Source organism: Achromobacter sp. CSND-B12, assembly GCF_052906545.1.
In genome coordinates this window covers 5,643,572-5,661,221 of record NZ_JBREGJ010000001.1, presented here as the reverse complement: position 1 = coordinate 5,661,221, position 17,650 = coordinate 5,643,572, and the positions used below count along the sequence as shown (strand labels likewise).

Sequence of the window (17,650 nt, the reverse complement as noted above, 5' to 3'; positions counted from 1 at the left end):
CGCCCCCATGACGCTCAAGCAACTCGAGGCCTTTTACTGGGCCGCCACCTGCAAGAACTTTGCCATCGCCGCGAATCGGCTGAATATCTCGGTGTCGTCGTTGTCCAAGCGGATCGGCGAGCTGGAATCCTCAATCGGCGCCGCGCTGTTCAGCCGCAGCGCCCGTAGCGCGACCCTGACCGCGCTTGGCGAGCAACTGGTGCCCCATGCCAAGGACCTGCTGCGCAATGCGGACCAGTTCATGCAGCAAGCCAGCAACAACCTCAGCTACTCCGGCCGTTGCCGCTTCGGCGCCGGCGAGCTGACCGCCATGACGTGGATGGCCGGGCTGATCGAAGTCATCCAGCAGGCGCACCCCAACCTCCTGGTCGAGCCCTTCGTGGGCGTGGGCGAACTGGTCGAGCGCGGGCTGGAGGAAGGCGAGCTCGACTTCGGGGTGATCGCGGGGCCCTCGTCCCGATCTTCGCTGGCCTCGCGCGTGATCGGCAGCGCCCATTTCGAATGGGTGGTGTCGGCCAGGGCCGTGCCCGATGCGGCCTCGCTCGAAGTGGCCGACCTGCCTGGCCTGACGCTCATCACCCTGCCGCAAAGCTCGGGGGCAATCCGTATTCTCGACGACTGGCTGACCGAGCAGCGCGTATCGCCGGGCCGCAATCAATGCTGCAACAGCTGGCCCGGCATTGCCGCCATGCTGCGGCAGGGACTGGGGCTGGGTTTCCTGCCCGCCGCCTGGGCCCAGGTTCTCATCCAGCGCGGCGACCTGCGGCGGCTGCCGCGCTTTCCGCCATTGCCGCCCCTGGCCTACACCTTCCAATGGCGCCGCGACGATACGCGGCCCATGCTGGAGAGCCTGCGCTCGCACGCGCAGGCGTGCCTGGATTTCCACGCGCCCGCCGGGATGATCTAGCCCCCCTGCGCGTACGCCCCTTCGCAACGCTTTCCAAAAAGCGTTGTTTTCGACATCAAATTATTCGCTTTAAACCGCCGTGAGCCCGGCGTAGAGTCGCCTCGGACAATCATCCAAGGAGACAAGACGCCATGTCGGAGTTCGGATTCACGCTGCAGGAATGTCCTGCCGGCCCCAGCCGCGAGACACTCGCGGCATATGAAGCATTGGCGGTCGCCAACATCAGCGATGCGATGAGCCGCGCGACCGGAACCTCGGCCTTGCGCCCGATGCATCGCACCCGCCGCATCCTGGGCCGCGCCTACACCGTGCGCACGCGGCCCGGCGACAACCTGATGGTTCACAAGGCGATAGATTCCGCCGAGCCGGGGGATGTGATCGTGGTCGATGCGGGCGGCGACATGAGCAACGCCATCATCGGCGAGATCATGGCGGGATGGGCCGCCAGGCGCGGGCTGGCGGGCTTCGTGATCGACGGCGCCATCCGCGACAGCGAGACGATCGGCACCGGCGACTTTCCCGTCTACGCGCGCGGCGTCGCCCATCGCGGACCCTACAAGGACGGCCCGGGCGCCATCAACGTGCCGGTAGCGATCGACGGCATGGTGGTGCTGCCGGGCGACCTGCTGGTGGGCGATGCCGACGGACTGCTGGCAATCCGCGCCGACGAAGCGCCCGCCATCGCGGCGCGCGTGCGCGCGATCGCCGCAGCGGAAGCCCGCGTGCTGGAGGACATCGCGCGCGGAACGCTGGACCGCGCCTGGGTCGACGCCACGCTCACGGCGCGAGGCGTGCTGTGAGCGTGGCGGCACATTCCAAACCCGCCCGGCTCTGCCGCCTGGACCTCTGGCTCGATCCGGTGTTCGACGAGATCATCGGCGGCACGCCCGGCATCTCGCTGTCGGTGCTGCCGGCAAGGGGCGACGATGCCCGCACGCTGGCCGGCCTGAAGTCGGCCCATGCGTATCACGTTTCCGCGGCCAAGGACGAACTGCCGCGGCAATGGTTCGTCAATGCCGAACTGATCGCGCAATGCCCGGACCTGGTATGTGTTTCGTCCGGCGGCGCGGGCTACGACACCATCGACGTGGCGGCCTGCACCGCGGCGGGCATCGCCGTGGTCAACCAGGCGGGAGGCAACGCGGAGTCGGTGGCCGAGCACACGTACGCGTTGCTGCTGGCCGTGCAGCGGCGGGTGGTGGAATCCCACCATCGCCTGCGCCACGATGCCGGCTTCACGCGCGAAGATCTGATGGGCCACGAAATCCATGGCCGCGTCCTCGGCCTGGTCGGCATCGGCAAGATCGGCACCTGTGTCGCCCGCATCGCGCGCGGCTTCGGCCTGCGCGTGATCGCGCACGATCCGCTGCTGTCCGCCGACGTCATCCGCAGCCGCGGCGCGGAACCGGTGTCGCTGGACGAACTGCTGGCGCGGTCCGACGTGGTGTCGCTGCATTGCCCGTTGGACGCCTCCACGCGCGGCCTGTTCGGCGCAAAGGCCTTCGCGGCCATGAAAGGCGGAGCGGTGTTCATCACGACGGCGCGCGGCGGCATCCATGACGAAGCGGCGCTGCACGACGCGCTGCGCGCGGGGCATCTGCGCGGCGCGGGGCTGGACGTCTGGGACCAGGAGCCGCCCGAGCGCGGCGCGCCGCTGCTGGGCCTGTCCAACGTCGTCGCCACCTTCCATACCGCCGGCGTCACGCACGAAGCCCGGCGCAACGTCGCCCGTTCATCGGCCACGCAGCTCGCCGCGATGCTGCGTGGCGAACGCCCACCACAACTCATCAATCCGCAGGCCTGGCCGCTGGCGGCCAAACGCATCGCAAACCTGACATAACAATGCGGCGGGGCCGCCGCCCGCGCCGCAAGGCGTGGCGCAGGCCGGACCCCGCCAAAATACCAAGGAGACAACTCATGCAAAGACAAGACAAACGCTGGACGCGGCGCGCCCTTGCGGCCCTGCTGGCGGGCGCCGCCCTGTTGACCGGCGGCGCGCAAGCGGCCGGCTATCCCGAACACCCGATCAACCTGATCGTGTCGTACGGGCCGGGCGGAGGCACCGACCTGGTGGCCCGCATGATGGCGCCCTATCTGCAGAAATACCTGGGCGGCGATGCCCGCATCGTCGTGCTGAACCGCCCAGGCGCGGGCGGCGCGATTGGATTCTCGGAGCTGGCCCGGGCCCAGCCCGACGGCTACACCATCGGCTTCATCAACACGCCGAACCTGTTGACGATCCCCATCGAGCGCAAGACCAGTTTCACCTGGCGCAGCTTCGATCTGCTGGGCAACCTGATCGACGATCCCGGCGCATTCTCGGTGCTGAACGACAACCCGATCAAGACGCTGGCCGACCTGTCCGCCTACGCCAAGAAGAACCCGGGCAAGGTGACGGTAGGCACCACGGGCACGGGCTCCGATGACCACCTGGCCATGCTGCGCTTCGAGCGGGTGTCCGGCGGCAAGCTCAGCCACATCCCCTACAAGGGCGCCGGGGAGGTACGCGGCGCGCTGGCGAGCGGCGAGATCACGATCGGCGCCATCAACGTGGGCGAAGCGCTGCAATACCAGAAAGGCGGAACGCCGCTGCGCATGCTGGGCCAGATGGGCAAGACGCGGTCGGCGGCGCTGCCGGACGTGCCCACCTTCAAGGAACAGGGCTTCGATTTCGAGCTGGCATCGCTGCGCGGCTTGGCCGCGCCCAAGGGCCTGCCCGACGATGTGCGCGCCAAGCTCGTCTCCGCCGTGAAGCGCACGGTGGACGATCCGGAGTTCCAGGCCAAGGCCAGGGACATGTTCGCGCCGCTGCGCTATCTGCCGCCCCCGGAGTACGCCAAGGAACTGGCGGCCGGCGAAGCGGAGTTCCAGGCGCTCTGGAAGGAAGCGCCGTGGCTGGATAAGTAGCGGATCAGCGGCGGCCGCGCAGCACGCATGCCAGCGCGCCGCCCGCCAGCGCCAGCACGGCCAGCGTCGTCGCCTGCGGATGCATCGCGGTGCAGGAATACGCGCTGAACCTGCGTCCGGGGCGCCGCACCGCCGCATGTTCTCCGCCGGCGTCGTACAGCGAATCCTGCCCCATTTCCTCGTAGGTCCGCGGACCTCGCTGGTGGCGAAACAGCCAACCCGCCATGCGGTCCGCCAGCCCCGGCATGTTCTGGCCAAAGGCCGAAATCGCCCTGGCGGCGCCGCCCACGAAAAGGTCACGCACCGGCGTCTGCGCGGCATGCAGGATGGCCTCGGCCACCAGCTCGGGCGCATAGATGGGCGGAGGCAGGTCCGGCTGGGCGTCCATGTAGTTGCGCGCGTGTTCGGTGAACTTGGTGGCGATCGAGGCCGGTTTGATCAGGGTGACCGAAATCGGCGCGCCCAGTTGCCGCAGCTCCATGCGCAAGGCGTCGGTGTAGCCCTTGACCGCATGCTTTGCCGCCGAATAGGCGCCCTGCAGCGGAACCGCGCGATCGGACACTTCGCTGCCCAGATTGATGATCGCGCCGCCGGTGGCCTTCATGTGCCGCACGGCGGCCAGCGAGCCATACACCACGCCCCAGTAGTCGGTGTCGAACAACTTGCGTTGGTCTTCGATCGGCACCTGCTCCAGCGTGCCGTAGATCGACACACCGGCGTTGTTCACCCAGGTGTCCACGCGTCCGAACCGCTCCACGGCAAGCGCGAGGATGCGCTCATGATCTTCCTGCACGCCAACGTCGGCCACCACGGTGGCGGCGGCGCCGCCTTCCTGCGTAATGTCCCGCGCCACCTGTTCCAGCGCCGCCTCCTGGCGGCCCGCCAGCACCACCCTGGCCCCCTTGGCGGCCGCCATGCGCGCGGTCACGGCGCCGATGCCGCTGCCGGCGCCCGTGATCACGATGACCTGGTCACGTAACGGTTTCAGATTCACTTTCATGCAATTCTCCCGAGCGAGGCGCCCCATGCGCCTGGCCCGCGGGAGCAGCAAGCGCAATGCCTGGCGCTGATGGACCCCGCTCACGGAAATCTATCTCGAACCTGGAATAAAAATGCGGGACGTAGCCGCTTCTCGCTCGTCCGCTGAAATCTTGCGACCGAGGTGGACACGCTGATCACCGATCGCCGACAAGGAGCCGCGGGCCATTCTCTAAGCGCAGCATCGCCCATCGGCGCCGATGACGATTTTTCGCAGTCCCCGGACAGGCGCGGCGAAAAATGGATAGTTCCGCCGCCGGCGGGACGGGTTTTCCAGCAGTCCCGCCACCGGCCCGGCGCTTTACTATGAGGACCATCATAAAGGCGCGCCGCACCCGTGCGGCCGCCAGGGGAACCGGTGGCCGCTGCCCGCCGGACATCAGGACAGAGCAAGGAATCCCGGCCATGCTGAACATGACGCAGTCCGATGCCGAGGCATCATGGCACCCCGCCGAGCCCCGCTCGGCGGGAGCGGGAATGGCCGGCGCCGCCGGCTGGCGCGCCGACACCATCCTGGCGACGCCCGCGCACCAGCTGTTCGCCTCGGGCGACCTGGACGAGGCGCGCGCCATGGTGGGCCGGGTGATGCGGCCCCACCACCTGGGGGTGGTGGGTTCGACGCAGCGCCTGAACGCGCGCATGCACCACCAGCCGCTGGGCGAGGTGTCGCTGAACCGGCTGCGCTACGGGGCGCACGTCGAGATCCGGCCGGGACCGCTGGAGGACTTCTTTCTGGTGCAGATGCCGCTGGCGGGCACCGCCCTGATCGAAAGCGGGCCGCAGCGGGTGGATTCGACGCCGGACGTGGCCTCGGTGGTCAGCCCGGACGACGACCTGGCGATGCACTGGGCCGACGACAACGACCAGTTCATGCTGCGCGTGGGCCGCTCGCTGCTGGAGCGCACGCTGGTGGGCCACCTGGGCTGTACCCTGGAGCGGCCGTTGCGCTTCCAGCTGGGGTTCCGCTGGCGCGAGTGTCCGGCCTGGCGCTGCCTGATGGCGTATTTGCTGGACTGTTCCTCGCAGCACGCCGACCTGGCCGAGCACAAGCTGATCGTGCACCAGATGGAACAGCTGGTGGCGGCGACGCTGTTGTCCACCCTGCCCCACAACTACAGCGCCACCCCGGCGGGCCGCCGCGGCGCGGTGCTGCCGCGCCACGTGCGCTGCGTGCAGGATTACCTGCAGGCGCATGCGCACGAGCCGGTCAGCGCCGAGCAGCTGGCGCGCATCGCGGGAGTCAGCGTGCGCAGCCTGTATGCCGGCTTCAAGGAATTCCTGGGAATCAGCCCCATGCACTATCTGCGCGACCTGCGCATGGAGCGGGCGCGCGCCGAGCTGGTGTCCGGCGAATGCCAGAACGTCGCCGGCGTGGCGCTGCGCTGGGGTTTTGCCCACCTGGGGCGCTTCAGCGCCAGCTACAAGGCGCGCTACGGCGAAAGCCCCAGCCAGAGCGTGCGCCGGCACGGTTGAAGCGGCAACGTCGACAAGACGGGCGGGGCCTGCCGTTCAGGCTGCCGTGGCGATGGTCCATCGCACACGGCCCCCCTGCCTTGCGCCGCGCGCATCAGCGCGGCTTCCAGGTCAGCCCGTCGGTCGAGCGGTATTCCGGGATGCCAGTGCAGCAGCCGCCAGCGCCGAACGCCTGGCGGCCAATGAACGCCTTCACGAAGCCCTTGCCCGCGGTCAGTTCCTGGCGCACGCAGCGCGTGGGCAACAGGGAGAAATCGCCCTCCAGCACCAACGTCCAGGCGACATTGCCGCCCTCTGCCGAGTCCACCTTGTAAACCTTGCATTCATGCATGAGCAGGTGGATGGGCTTGCCCGCCAGCTCGCCCCTGAACTGGAGTTCGGGTGGCGTTTCCTGGGTGGCCAGGGTTTCGGCCGTGAACCTGGACCCGGCGGGCGGCGGCGGCGGCGACGAATCGCAGCCCGCCAGCGCGACGGCCGCGCAGACGGTCAGCAAGGCAAGGCGGGCGGCGCGTGCCAATGGCGCGGCTCCGTCAGGCCACGTTCGCGTAGCGTTGTTCAAGGTAGGCGATGATGTCGCTGGATTCGTACATCCAGCGTGTGCCTCCCGCTTCCTCGATGCGCAGGCAAGGCACCTTGACCTTGCCGCCGCCGACCTGCAATTCGGCGCGGGCCTGGGGATCCCCCTTGGCATCGCGCAGCGCAACCGGCACGTTCAAACGATGGATGGCGCGCCGCGTCTTGACGCAGAACGGGCAGGCATGGAATTGGTAGAGCGACAGCGCGGCCGCCTCCCTATCGACGGCGGCCTGGCCTTGCGCCGAGCGTTGCTGCGGGCGGGGCCGCGTAAGCGCATCGCCCAGCACAATCAGCTGGCCCAAACCGGCACGCAAGGCTTTGACAATCATGGATGGCAACTTGAAACGAAAAGGAGCCTTGAGTCTAGCCCATTCGCGGCGACAGGCGGTTTGCGCCCCGCCTTGCCAGCCCCCTTCCTCCTGCCGTGCCGGCGAGGCCACCGCCTTTGGACCAGGCGCTGCATGCCCCCGCTAGAACGGAATGGCCAGCTTGACGTAAAGCTGCGCGCCTTCCGGCCGGTTCTTGACCTGGAATTCCTGCTGCCACTTGGCGGTGAACAGCCAGCCGCGGTCGTTCATGTAGCGCACCGAGGGACCGATGCCGATGGCGCGGGCGCGGCCGGCGGCGCTGTTGGGGCCGCTGTCGTCGGTGACCTGCTGGAAGGCGTGGCCGCCCACGCCCAACACCCAGCCCTTGCCCACGCCCCAGCCGAAGGCGTAGTCGGCGTGGATGGCCTGGCCGGAACGGGTGTCGGTGGCCGAGTTGCGGAAGTTGAAGTCGTACATCAGCTTCAGATCGGCATTGAAGCCGTCCGGGCTGATGCGGCTGAGCGCGAAGACCGGCTGGGCGGTCCAGTAGTTCTTGCCCAGGCTGGATGGGTCCTTGCGATCGTATTCGCCGGTGGGCGCGTACATGTCCAGGCCGACCACGTAGTGCAGCGATTCGGACAGGTGATAGCCCAGCGCCACGCCCAGCGTCATGTCGCCCAGGCCGGTGCTGCGGTAGCGCTGGCCGCCGGCCTTGAAGGTCACGTCCAGCAGCGGCGCGATGGCATGGAAGGCCAGCTGGCCGCCCAGCACCTGCTGCGGCGTGACCCAGATCAGGCGCGGGGCCAGCACGTTGACGTCGACCTTGAAGTCCGGCACCGGCAGGCGTTCGCCGTCGTTGCCGCGCAGCTTGTCGTAGCGGGCGCCGCCGACGTAGACCAGCATATGCACGCCAGGCGGCGGCAGCGCGCCCGACATGAAGTTCTCCAGGCCGTCCGGATAGATGCCCAGGCCGCCGCCTTCGGTGGCTTGCGCCACGCCGCCGGCCAGCGCCAATGCCGCGGCGCAAGCCAGCCGGCGTGTCAGGTGTCTCTTCATGTTCCGCTCCTGCCCCCGCGGGGCGCGAGATGTTGCGCGACGAGATAGCCGGAGCCGCCGCCCAGTCCGGGGCCCGGATGGGTGGCGGCGCCGATGTGGAAAAGGTTGCGCAGCGGCGTGCGGTGGCCGCGCGCGCGCTGGCTGCCGGCGAAGGGGCGCAGCCAGAAGAACTGGTCGGGCGAACAGACGCCCGCGTAGGGATCGCCGCCCACCAGGTTGCAGTTCAACGCCTCCAGGTCGGCCGGCGAGTAGCTGCGGCGGCCGACGATGCGTTGCGCCAGCCCGGGCATGACCGGCTCCAGGCGCGCCTGCACGCGGTCGGCCACGGCTTCGCGCAAGGTCTCGGTCCAGCGGCCGTCGGCGGGCGTGTCGATCAGGCCGGCGGCATCGCCCTTGACGCGCGCCGGCAGCTCCTGCATCTGTACCCACAGGATCCAGCCGCCGGCCGGCGCGCGCGACGGATCGACGGCGACCGGCTGGCCGATGGCCAGCGTCGGCCGCGCCGGCAACAGGCCGTTGTTGGCCTCTGTGACCGAGGCGCAGACCTGCTCCATGCTTTCGGTCAGGTGTACCAGCGGCACCTGGCGCAGTTCCGGCGTGCGCCAGTCGGGCGGCGCGTCGAGCGCGAAATGGATCTGCATGCCGCCGCGGCCGTGGCGGTAGCCGGCGGCGCGGCGCCGCACCGGCTCGGGCGCGTCGGGCAGCAGCTGGCCGTACAGCTGGCCGGGCGTGACATTGCAGACCACGGCTTCGCGGGCGCGGTACTCGCGGCCGGCGGCCACGACGCCGACGGCGCGCCGGCGGCGGCCTTCGCCATGCGTCAGGATGCGTTCGACGGCGGCGCCGGTCCGCAACCGGCCGCCGTGCTGTTCGATGACCTTGGCCAGGGCGTCCACCACGCCCTGGCTGCCGCCTTTGACCACCGGCATGCCGCCGGCCACCACCGCGGCGAAGGTCAGCTTGCCGATCAGCGCCGAACAGGCGTCGTCGGGTCCCAGGCCGGTGTGCAGCACCCACGGCGCGACCAACGCGCGCACGGCGTCGGACTGCAGTTCACGGTCGGACCAGCGGCGAAAGCTCTCCAGCGAATCGGCGGCGAACGCCATCAGGCCATCCAGGCCGCGCCGGCGCCACTCGCCGAACAGCAGCTTGAGCATGCCGGCGCCGTACGGGTTCTGCCCCAGCAGGCCGAAGGTCAGCGCGGCGTCTTCGCCGAACAGGCGTTGCGCCATGGCGCCGAAGGCCTGGCCGTCGCCGGGCGCCCAGGCGTCCAGGCGCCGCGCGCTGTCCGCGATGTCCTGCCTGAGCGCGATGCCGCTGCCGTCGGGCAGCACCAGGCCGGTGCTGTAGTCGCACTGGGCGAATTCCAGGCCGGCGGTCTGCAACGCCGGCTTGAGGGCGGCGTAGGCGGGACTGCCGACGAACAGCGGATACCAGCTGGACAGCACGTCGTGGCGGTAGCCGGGAAACAGCTCCTCGGTGCGGATGCAGCCGCCCAGGCGGTCGTTGCGCTCCAGCACCAGCACCGATTTGCCGCGCTGCCCCAGCAGCGCCGCGCACACCAGCGAATTCATGCCGCTGCCCACCACGATGATCTGGGCGTCGGACGTCGATGAAACAGGCATCACAGGCTCCGGCCGGCCACGCGGACCGGGAAGGTTGATGAAGCGATGGCGCATGCGCCCCATGCCGGCGCGGGCCGACGTGGCGGCGCGCGCTACGTCAGCGCGGTGAAGCGCCCCGCGTGGAACACCAGCGGCGTGGCCGCCATCGCCGGCGCGGTGGCCACGCGCAGCACCCGGCCGAACAGCAGCAGGTGGTCGCCGGCCGGGCTCTGCTGGTCGTTGGCGCAGACCAGCGTGGCCACCGCGCCGGCGATGGCGGGCACGCCCTCGGGCACCTCGTGCAGTTCGGCGCCCTCGAACTTGTCCGGCACGGCCGGGTCGGCGAAGCGGCGCGCCAGCGCCTCTTGTCCACAGGCCAGCACGCTGATGGTGAAGTGGTCGCAGTCGCGGAACGCCGCCAGGTTGGGCGAGCGGTTCACCAGGCTCCACAGCACCAGCGGCGGATCGAGCGACAGCGAGGCGAAGGAGTTGATGGTCAGCCCGACCTTGCGGCCGTCCGGACAGCGCGTGGCGACGATGGCCACGCCCGTCGGATAGCTGCCCAGCACGCCGCGCAGGACCTTGGGGTGCAGGTCGGTGCTGCCCCAGTCCAGGGCCGCCATCACGCCGCCGCCCGGGTGGATTTGTCGGCGATGAAGGCATCGCAGGCCGTGGCGTCGGTCCACCACGGGAAGAAGTTGGGCGGATGGTTGAAGCCATTGGCGACGGCGCTGGCCAGCGCGGGCGCGTCGCCGGCGGCCTGCAGCAGCCGCAGCAGGTGCGGCGGCGGCGGCAGCAGCATCGAGTTGGTCCAGTCGACCACGGCGCTGGCGTAGTCCCAGAAGCGCTCGAAGGTCTGCCGCATCCAGTCGGCGGTGAAGGCCTGGTCGCCACGCGCCAGGATCGCCTCCAGGTAGACGGCGCAGGCCTTGGTGGCGTTGTTCGAGCCCTGGCCGGTGATGGGGTCGTTGGTGACCACGGCGTCGCCCAGGCCCAGCACCAGGCGGCCGGATGGCAGCGTCATGACCGGCTTGCGCACGGTGGGCGCGAAGCTGCCGGCCAGGATGCCGTTGGCATCGGTCAACTCCACGGTGGCGCAGCGCTCGGCCTCCCAGGGCAGGAAGGTGCGCAGGATGTCCAGGCTCCTGGCCAGGTGATCCTGCGGCGTCCTGATGTCGCGCCAGCAGTCCATCGGGCCGCCCAGCACGCCTTCGAACACCATGATTTCGCAGGGACCGCTGTGAGTCAGCGCGGGGAACACGAAGTATTCGCCGACGCCGGGAATCAGGTTGAAGGCGACCCGCGAGAACACCGGCGCCGGGCGCATGCCGTGCACATACGTCAGCGCCAGCGCGCGCTGCGGCTTGTCGAAGCGCGAGCGCGCCGCGTCGCGTTCGAACAGCTTGACCACCTCGCCCTTGCCGGCGGCCAGCAGCACCAGGTCGTGCGAGGCGGCCAGCAGCTCCAGTTCGGCCACGCCGCCATCCTGGATCAGCAGGCGGCCGCCGCGGGCGGCGAACAATTCCATCCAGGCCGGCATCTTGATGCGCTGGTCCACCGCCTGCGCCGGGCGGTCCAGCCGCGCGGCCCAGTCGATCAGCTTGTGGCCGGGGCGCTCGGGATGCGGCACGGCCAGGCCGATGCCCTCGACCGGCGGACACGCGGCCTCCCACTGGTTCAGCCCCAGGTCGCGCTCGATCCGCAGCGAGGCATCGAACATGCATTGGCTGGACATGACCTTGCCGCGGCGGATGTCGTCCGGCTCGCGGTTGGTGACCACGGTCACCTCATAGCCCTTGTCCAGCAGGCCCAGTGCCAACGGCAGGCCGGCCTGCCCTCCCCCGACGATTGCGATTCGACGCATGATGGTTCTCCTGTTTGGTGTGCGCGGCCGCCGGATGCGCGGCGGGCCGGGATGCGGCAAGACCGGGCTTATTCGGCCAGGCGCGGGATGGCGGGACGGGCCTGCTCGGGCCCCATGGCGGAATAGCCGCCGTCCACGGCGTAGTCGGCGCCGGTGACGAAGCTGGCGTGGTCCGACAGCAGGAAGGCGACCACCTCGGCCACTTCGGCCGGATCCCCGGCGCGGCCCAGCAGGTGGAAGTCGGCCGCGACGCGGTCGGTCTTGGCGCGGTCGCCGTGGGTCAGTTCGTCCATGACGCGCGACCAGGTCCAGCCGGGCGACACAGAATTGACGCGGATGCGGTCGCCGGCATAGTCCATCGCCAGGCTGCGGGTGACCTGCAGCAGCGCGGCCTTGGAGACCGGGTAGAGCCAGCGGCCGGTCTGCGCCACGCGCGACGAGATGCTGGTGAAGTTGACGATGGCGCCGCCGCCCGCGGCCACCAGGTGCGGATGCACGGCGCGGGCCGCCATGACGGCGCTGACGACGTTGATGTCCAGGGCGCGCAGCCAGTCGGCGCGGCCGGAGGCGGCGCCGTCGTCGAGGTAGGTGGCGGCAAGGTTGACCAGGTAGTCGATGCGGCCGAAGTGGGCGGCGACCTCGGCGACGGCGCGGGCCAGCTGGGTGTCGTCGGTGATGTCGAGCGGCCAGGCGCGGATGCCGTCGGGGTCGCTGGCGGCGACGCGGGCGGCGCCTTCGGCGTCGATGTCGAAGATGGCGACGCGCACGCCCCCGGCGCGCAGCGCGGCGACGACGCCGGCGCCGATCAGCGTGGCGCCGCCGGTGACGATGGCGGTTTTATCGGCCAGTCCCTTCATTTTGTTTGCCTCTTGGGTTGCTGAGATCGTGAGGCGGATGTTGCGGGCGGGCGCTGGCGGGGCGGTAGCCGGATTTGGCGGCGGGTATCCGGGGAGTGCGGGTATTGTGGGGTGGCTTGATGCCCGTCAGGGGGGGATGGCCGGTGGCTGCGGTGGGTATCCGGTTTGTGCTTCGTATGTATGCGGGCGGGGGAGTTGTGGCTTTGGGAGGAGGTGCTTCGTAGGTCGCCCCTCGGGCAGGCGGCCTCCCGGGCGGGCGCCCACGATTGCGGTCCGGAGCCTTCGCTCCGGACTGCCCCATCCTCAACCTTGTTGCCGCCTGCGGCGGCTGCCTTCGGTTTCCGTCGGGCGCATCGAGGTTGCCCGCCCGGGAGGCCGCCTGCCCGAGGGACTACGAGTCTCTCGGTCTGTCGCGCTGCTGGACCCGTGTGCAGGGAATGGAACTTTCAGGGCTGCCAACTTGGCCGCGCGGGCGGCCAAGTTTGGCGTCCAGGCGTTTGAGGGGGACGAATGCGCTGCGCGCCGGTGATCGATGCATATCCATCTTCCGCAACGGGGTGGGAGGTATGGAGATGTTGACCATTTCACAGATGCGGGGCACGGAAGGTGACGCGTGTATCGCGTCGTGCGGTCAGTCCACCCTTCTCCACACGCTGGCGAGCCATGGTTGTTGTTCCCGCGGCAGGCCGTCGGGGCGGTAGTAGTGTTCGAGTTCTTCGAAGCCTGCCGCTTGCAGCAGGGTGCGCCAGCCATCCAGGTCGTGGTAGGCGCCGTAGCGGCCGCGGTTCCAGCCTTCCTGGTTGCCGCCGCGGGGGTTGGAGCTGAACAGGACGCCGCGGGGTTTGAGGGCGGCGCGCAGGTCACGCAGGACGCGGGGCAGTTCCTGCGTGGGAACGTGGAACAGGACGGCGTTGGCGAAGATGCCGTCGAAGCGGGCGGCGGGCAGGTGCAGGCGCAGGAAGTCCTGGTGCCAGACCTCGCAGCCGCTGGCGGCGCGGGCCATGGCGACGAAGCTGGGGGTGCCGTCCAGGCCGACGGCGCGGTGGCCGAGGGCGGTGAAGGTCTTGAGATCGCGGCCGGGGCCGCAGCCCAGGTCGAGGATGTCGCAGGGCGGCTCGCCCTCGATGTGGCGCAGCAGCGCGGCGATGTTCTGGCTGACGTCGTGATCGCGCGTGCCTTCCTCGAAGGACTGGGCGCTTTCTTCGTAGTGGGCCAGCGTCAGCGTGGTGATCTTGGCGAGGTCTTCGGCGTCGAGTTTCATGGGACGATTGTGCCGTAAAAAAACCCGCGCACGTCACCGTGCGCGGGTTTGGGATCGGGCGCGGCCGGCCTAGGCGCGGCCAACTGAAGCTCGGCCGGCTTGGTCTGCCCGGCCTCAGGCGGCCAGGCGCCCTTCGATCCTGGCCTTGGTGGCGGGCAGGTCTTCGGGCAGGCCCTGGGCCAGCTGGCCGAACAGTTCGTCGTGCAACGCCAGTTCGTCGCGCCAGGCGCCGTCGTCGACCGACATGACCTGTTCGAACTTGTCGGGGCTGAATTCCAGGCCGGTCCAGTCGATGTCCTGGTAGCTGGGCGAGATGCCGAACACCTGGTCCACGCCGCCGGCCTGGCCGTCGATGCGGCCCAGCATCCAGCGCAGCACGCGCATGTTCTCGCCGAAGCCGGGCCAGACGAATTTGCCGTCCGGGCCCTTGCGGAACCAGTTGACGCAGTAGATGCGCGGCAGCGTGGCGCCGGCGGCTTCGAGCTGCTTGCCGAGCTTGAGCCAGTGCGTGAAGTAGTCGCTCATGTTGTAGCCGCAGAACGGCAGCATGGCGAACGGATCGCGCCGCACCACGCCCTGCTGGCCGACGGCGGCGGCGGTGGTTTCCGAGCCCATGGTGGCGGCCATGTAGACGCCTTCGACCCAGTTGCGCGCCTCGGTCACCAGCGGCACGGTGGTGGAGCGGCGGCCGCCGAAGATGAAGGCGTCGATCACCACGCCCTGCGGGTTTTCCCATTCGGGGTCGATCGACGGACACTGCGCCGCCGGAGCGGTGAAGCGCGCGTTGGGGTGGGCGGCCTTGCGGCCAGTCTCGCGGGCGATGGCGGGCGTCCAGTCCTGGCCCTGCCAGTCGATCAGGTGCGCGGGCGGCGTGTCGGTCATGCCTTCCCACCAGACGTCGCCGTCATCGGTCAGGGCGACGTTGGTGAAGATGACATTGGCCTTGAGCGTGGCCATGGCGTTGAAGTTGGTCTGCTCGCTGGTGCCCGGGGCCACGCCGAAATAGCCGGCCTCGGGGTTGATGGCGTGCAGGCGGCCGTCGGCGCCCGGCTTGATCCAGGCGATATCGTCGCCGATGGTGGTGACCTTCCAGCCGTCCATGCCCTGCGGCGGGATCAGCATGGCGAAGTTGGTCTTGCCGCAGGCCGACGGGAAGGCGGCGGCGACGTGGTACTTGCGGCCCTTGGGCGAGGTCACGCCCAGGATCAGCATGTGTTCGGCCAGCCAGCCCTGGTCACGGCCCATGGTGGAGGCGATGCGCAGCGCGAAGCACTTCTTGCCCAGCAGCGCGTTGCCGCCGTAGCCCGAGCCGAAACTCCAGATCTCGCGGCTCTTGGGAAAATGCACGATGTACTTGGTGGCGTTGCAGGGCCAGGCCACGTCGGCCTCGCCGGCGGCCAGGGGCTTGCCGACCGAATGCACGCAGGGAACGAAGTCGCCGTCGGCGCCGAGCACGTCGTAGACCTGCTTGCCCATGCGCGTCATGATGCGCATGTTGACCACGACGTAGGGGCTGTCGGACAGTTCGACGCCGATGTGGGCGATGTCCGAACCCAGCGGGCCCATCGAGAACGGCACCACGTACAGCGTGCGGCCGCGCATGGCGCCGTCGAACAGGCCGTTCAAGGTCGCGCGCATCTCGGCCGGGTCGGCCCAGTTGTTGGTCGGGCCGGCGTCCTCGGCGCGGTCGGAGCAGATGAAGGTGCGGTCCTCGACGCGCGCCACATCGGACGGGTCCGAACAGGCCAGGAATGAATTGGGCCGCTTGGCCGGGTTGAGGCGGCGCATGGTGCCGGCCTGGACCATCTGTTCGCACAGGCGGTCGTATTCTTCCTGCGAACCGTCGCACCACTCGACGCGATCCGGCTTGGCCAGCGCCACCACGCTGGCGACCCAGTCGATCAGGCCGCGGTGCTTGACGTACGCGGGTACGTTCAAGGCCGCCAGGCCCCCGTCCAAGGGCTTATTCATTAGGGTTATCTCCATACTAAGGCTAATGGCGATACGGCCCCGTTTGACTGGGGCCGTATACATGTTTGCGCCATCATACTTGCAGCGCCGGGCAGGCCGTCAACCCGACCAAACGGACGAGTTTGTCACCGGGTTTGTCACTGTTTCATTGGCGCTTGTCGCGTCCGCCGCCCTCATGCGTGGCTGCCGTCGCGCAGCGAGCGGCGGATGATCTTGCCGGTGGCCGTGGTCGGCAAACTGGTTACAAAGCGGATGCGGCGCGGGTACTCGTGGGCCGCGAGCCGGGTGCGCACGTGCGCTTGCAACGCCTTGACCAGCGCCTCGTCGCCGGCCACGCCGTCGTGCAGCACCACGTAGGCCATCACCACCTCGGTGCGCTCGGCGTCGGGCACGCCCACCACGGCCGCCATGCGCACCGCGGGGTGGCCGAGCAGGCAGTCTTCGATGGGGCCGGGGCCGATGCGGTAGCCGGCGCTGGTGATGACGTCGTCGTTGCGGCCGACGAAGCGGATGAAGCCGTCGGCGTCGCGCACGCCCATGTCGCCGGTCAGCAGGTAATCGCCGGCGAATTTCTCGGCGGTGGCCTGCGGGTTGTTCCAGTAGCCCAGGAACATCACCGGATCGGGCCGCAATACGCCGATATTGCCTTCCTGGCCATCGGCCATTTCGGCGCCCTGCTCGTCCACGATGGCGACCCGGTGTCCGGGCGCGGCGCGGCCGATGCTGCCGATGCGCGGCTCGAACAGGGATGAGCACGACGACACCAGCATGTTGCATTCAGTCTGGCCGTAGAACTCGTTGATGGTCACGCCCAGCACGCGGCGGCCCCAGTCGATCAGTTCGGCGCCGAGCGATTCGCCGCCGCTGGCCACCGAGCGCAGCGCCAGCGCATTCGGCGCCGGCGGATTGGCCACGCCGCGCATCATCTTGAGCGCGGTGGGCGGCAGGAAGGTGTGCGTGACGCCATGGCGCGCCATCAGGTCGAAGGCCGCGGCGCCGTCGAATTTCTCGAAGCGCCGCGCCAGCACCGGCACGCCGTGGTGCCAGGCCGGCAGCAGCACGTCCAGCAGGCCGCCGATCCAGGCCCAGTCGGCCGGCGTCCACATCAGCGTGGCGCGCTCGGGGAAGAATTCGTGCGACATCTCCACGCCCGGCAGGTGGCCCAGCAGCACGCGATGGGCGTGCAGCGCGCCCTTGGGCTTGCCGGTGGTGCCCGACGTATAGATGATGACGGCCGGATCGTCGGCCGCGGTGGGCGCGGCTTCGAACTGCTCGGATTCGGCGTCCAGCGAGGCGTGCAGCGGCAGCGCCCCGCCCTCGCCCGGGCCGTCGATGCAATAGACCGTCTTCAGGGCCGGCAGCGTCGCGCGGATCTCCTGCAGGCGGCGGCAACCCTCGGCGTCGGTGATGAGGGCGGCGGCGCCGCTGTCGGCCAGCCGGTACTGGATCGCGTCGACGCCGAACAAGGTGAACAGCGGCACCGCCACCGCGCCCATCTTGTAGACGGCGATGTGGGTCACGGCGGTCTCGGGCGCCTGCGGCAGGTACACCGCCACCCGGTCGCCGCGCCGCACGCCCTGGCGCCGCAGCGCATTGGCCATCTGGTTGGCGCGCGCCTTGATCTGGTCGAAGCTGTAGCGCGTCTGGCTGCCGTCGCTTTTCTCGTGGATCAGCGCCAGGCGGCCGCTGCCGTCGGCCCACTTGTCGCAGGCATCCACGCCGATGTTATAGGCCGCCGGCACCCGCCATTGGAAGGAGGACGCCAACTGCACGTAGGTTTCGGTTCTGGACAGCATGATGAATCGGTCTCCGTGTCGTTGTTCTTTTG

Annotated in this window: 16 protein-coding genes; 5 read left to right on the top strand and 11 right to left on the bottom strand. The window is 69.5% G+C overall.

The features are described 5' to 3' along the window. The first annotated feature begins 7 nt into the window (after positions 1-7). The 4 genes from ACUTAG_RS26650 to ACUTAG_RS26635 all read left to right on the top strand — a co-directional run bounded on the left by ACUTAG_RS26650 (position 8) and on the right by ACUTAG_RS26635 (position 3,814). Positions 8-907 (top strand): LysR family transcriptional regulator, encoded by a 900-nt coding sequence (locus ACUTAG_RS26650; protein ID WP_155872700.1) that lies wholly within the window; start codon positions 8-10, stop codon positions 905-907. Positions 908-1,038: 131 nt separating this feature from the next. Beyond that, complete coding sequence (locus ACUTAG_RS26645; RefSeq protein WP_238920363.1) at positions 1,039-1,707, top strand: RraA family protein; 669 nt, start codon at positions 1,039-1,041, stop codon at positions 1,705-1,707. Further along, a complete protein-coding gene (locus ACUTAG_RS26640) occupies positions 1,704-2,747 on the top strand; it encodes a hydroxyacid dehydrogenase (protein WP_054446786.1) in 1,044 nt (347 codons plus the stop codon). Before ACUTAG_RS26645 ends, ACUTAG_RS26640 begins: the two co-directional genes overlap by 4 nt. Positions 2,748-2,824: 77 nt before the next feature. After that, positions 2,825-3,814, top strand: a complete 990-nt coding sequence (locus ACUTAG_RS26635) for a tripartite tricarboxylate transporter substrate binding protein (protein ID WP_446650383.1) — start codon at positions 2,825-2,827, stop codon at positions 3,812-3,814. Between the two features lie 4 nt (positions 3,815-3,818). On the opposite strand, the gene ACUTAG_RS26630 is transcribed toward ACUTAG_RS26635, so the two are convergent. After that, positions 3,819-4,814, bottom strand: coding sequence for an SDR family oxidoreductase (locus ACUTAG_RS26630; protein WP_054446784.1), 996 nt, complete (start codon positions 4,812-4,814; stop codon positions 3,819-3,821). Positions 4,815-5,257: 443 nt separating this feature from the next. On the opposite strand from ACUTAG_RS26630, the gene ACUTAG_RS26625 reads away from it, so the two are divergent. Next, positions 5,258-6,325 carry an AraC family transcriptional regulator gene (locus ACUTAG_RS26625; protein WP_006384093.1) on the top strand — a complete coding sequence of 356 codons (1,068 nt, stop codon included), beginning with the start codon at positions 5,258-5,260 and terminating at the stop codon, positions 6,323-6,325. 94 nt (positions 6,326-6,419) lie between these two features. On the opposite strand, the gene ACUTAG_RS26620 is transcribed toward ACUTAG_RS26625, so the two are convergent. The 10 genes from ACUTAG_RS26620 to ACUTAG_RS26575 form a co-directional block, all read right to left on the bottom strand. After that, positions 6,420-6,842 (bottom strand): hypothetical protein, encoded by a 423-nt coding sequence (locus ACUTAG_RS26620; protein ID WP_026384670.1) that lies wholly within the window; start codon positions 6,840-6,842, stop codon positions 6,420-6,422. A gap of 13 nt (positions 6,843-6,855) precedes the next feature. Then, positions 6,856-7,230: a glutaredoxin family protein gene (locus ACUTAG_RS26615; protein ID WP_148316674.1), complete on the bottom strand. Its 375-nt coding sequence runs from the start codon at positions 7,228-7,230 to the stop codon at positions 6,856-6,858. Positions 7,231-7,371: 141 nt separating this feature from the next. Further along, entirely contained in the window at positions 7,372-8,265 is an 894-nt protein-coding gene (locus ACUTAG_RS26610; RefSeq protein WP_148316672.1) for a SphA family protein, read from the bottom strand. Further along, positions 8,262-9,890, bottom strand: a complete 1,629-nt coding sequence (locus ACUTAG_RS26605; protein WP_148316671.1) for a phytoene desaturase family protein — start codon at positions 9,888-9,890, stop codon at positions 8,262-8,264. Before ACUTAG_RS26605 ends, ACUTAG_RS26610 begins: the two co-directional genes overlap by 4 nt. 92 nt (positions 9,891-9,982) lie before the next feature. Then, a complete protein-coding gene (locus ACUTAG_RS26600; RefSeq protein ID WP_038503236.1) occupies positions 9,983-10,492 on the bottom strand; it encodes a flavin reductase family protein in 510 nt (169 codons plus the stop codon). Beyond that, on the bottom strand, positions 10,492-11,733 hold the full coding sequence (locus ACUTAG_RS26595; protein WP_148316668.1) for a styrene monooxygenase/indole monooxygenase family protein: 1,242 nt from the start codon (positions 11,731-11,733) through the stop codon (positions 10,492-10,494). The genes ACUTAG_RS26600 and ACUTAG_RS26595 overlap by 1 nt, the downstream gene beginning before the upstream one ends. A 68-nt stretch (positions 11,734-11,801) precedes the next feature. Beyond that, positions 11,802-12,590, bottom strand: a complete 789-nt coding sequence (locus ACUTAG_RS26590; protein ID WP_020927143.1) for an SDR family oxidoreductase — start codon at positions 12,588-12,590, stop codon at positions 11,802-11,804. A gap of 631 nt (positions 12,591-13,221) precedes the next feature. Next, positions 13,222-13,851 (bottom strand): class I SAM-dependent DNA methyltransferase, encoded by a 630-nt coding sequence (locus ACUTAG_RS26585; RefSeq protein ID WP_047992891.1) that lies wholly within the window; start codon positions 13,849-13,851, stop codon positions 13,222-13,224. A gap of 114 nt (positions 13,852-13,965) precedes the next feature. After that, positions 13,966-15,822: a phosphoenolpyruvate carboxykinase (GTP) gene (locus ACUTAG_RS26580; protein ID WP_006384907.1), complete on the bottom strand. Its 1,857-nt coding sequence runs from the start codon at positions 15,820-15,822 to the stop codon at positions 13,966-13,968. Between the two features lie 173 nt (positions 15,823-15,995). Next, complete coding sequence (locus ACUTAG_RS26575) at positions 15,996-17,618, bottom strand: acyl-CoA synthetase (protein WP_148316666.1); 1,623 nt, start codon at positions 17,616-17,618, stop codon at positions 15,996-15,998. Positions 17,619-17,650 lie beyond the last annotated feature (32 nt).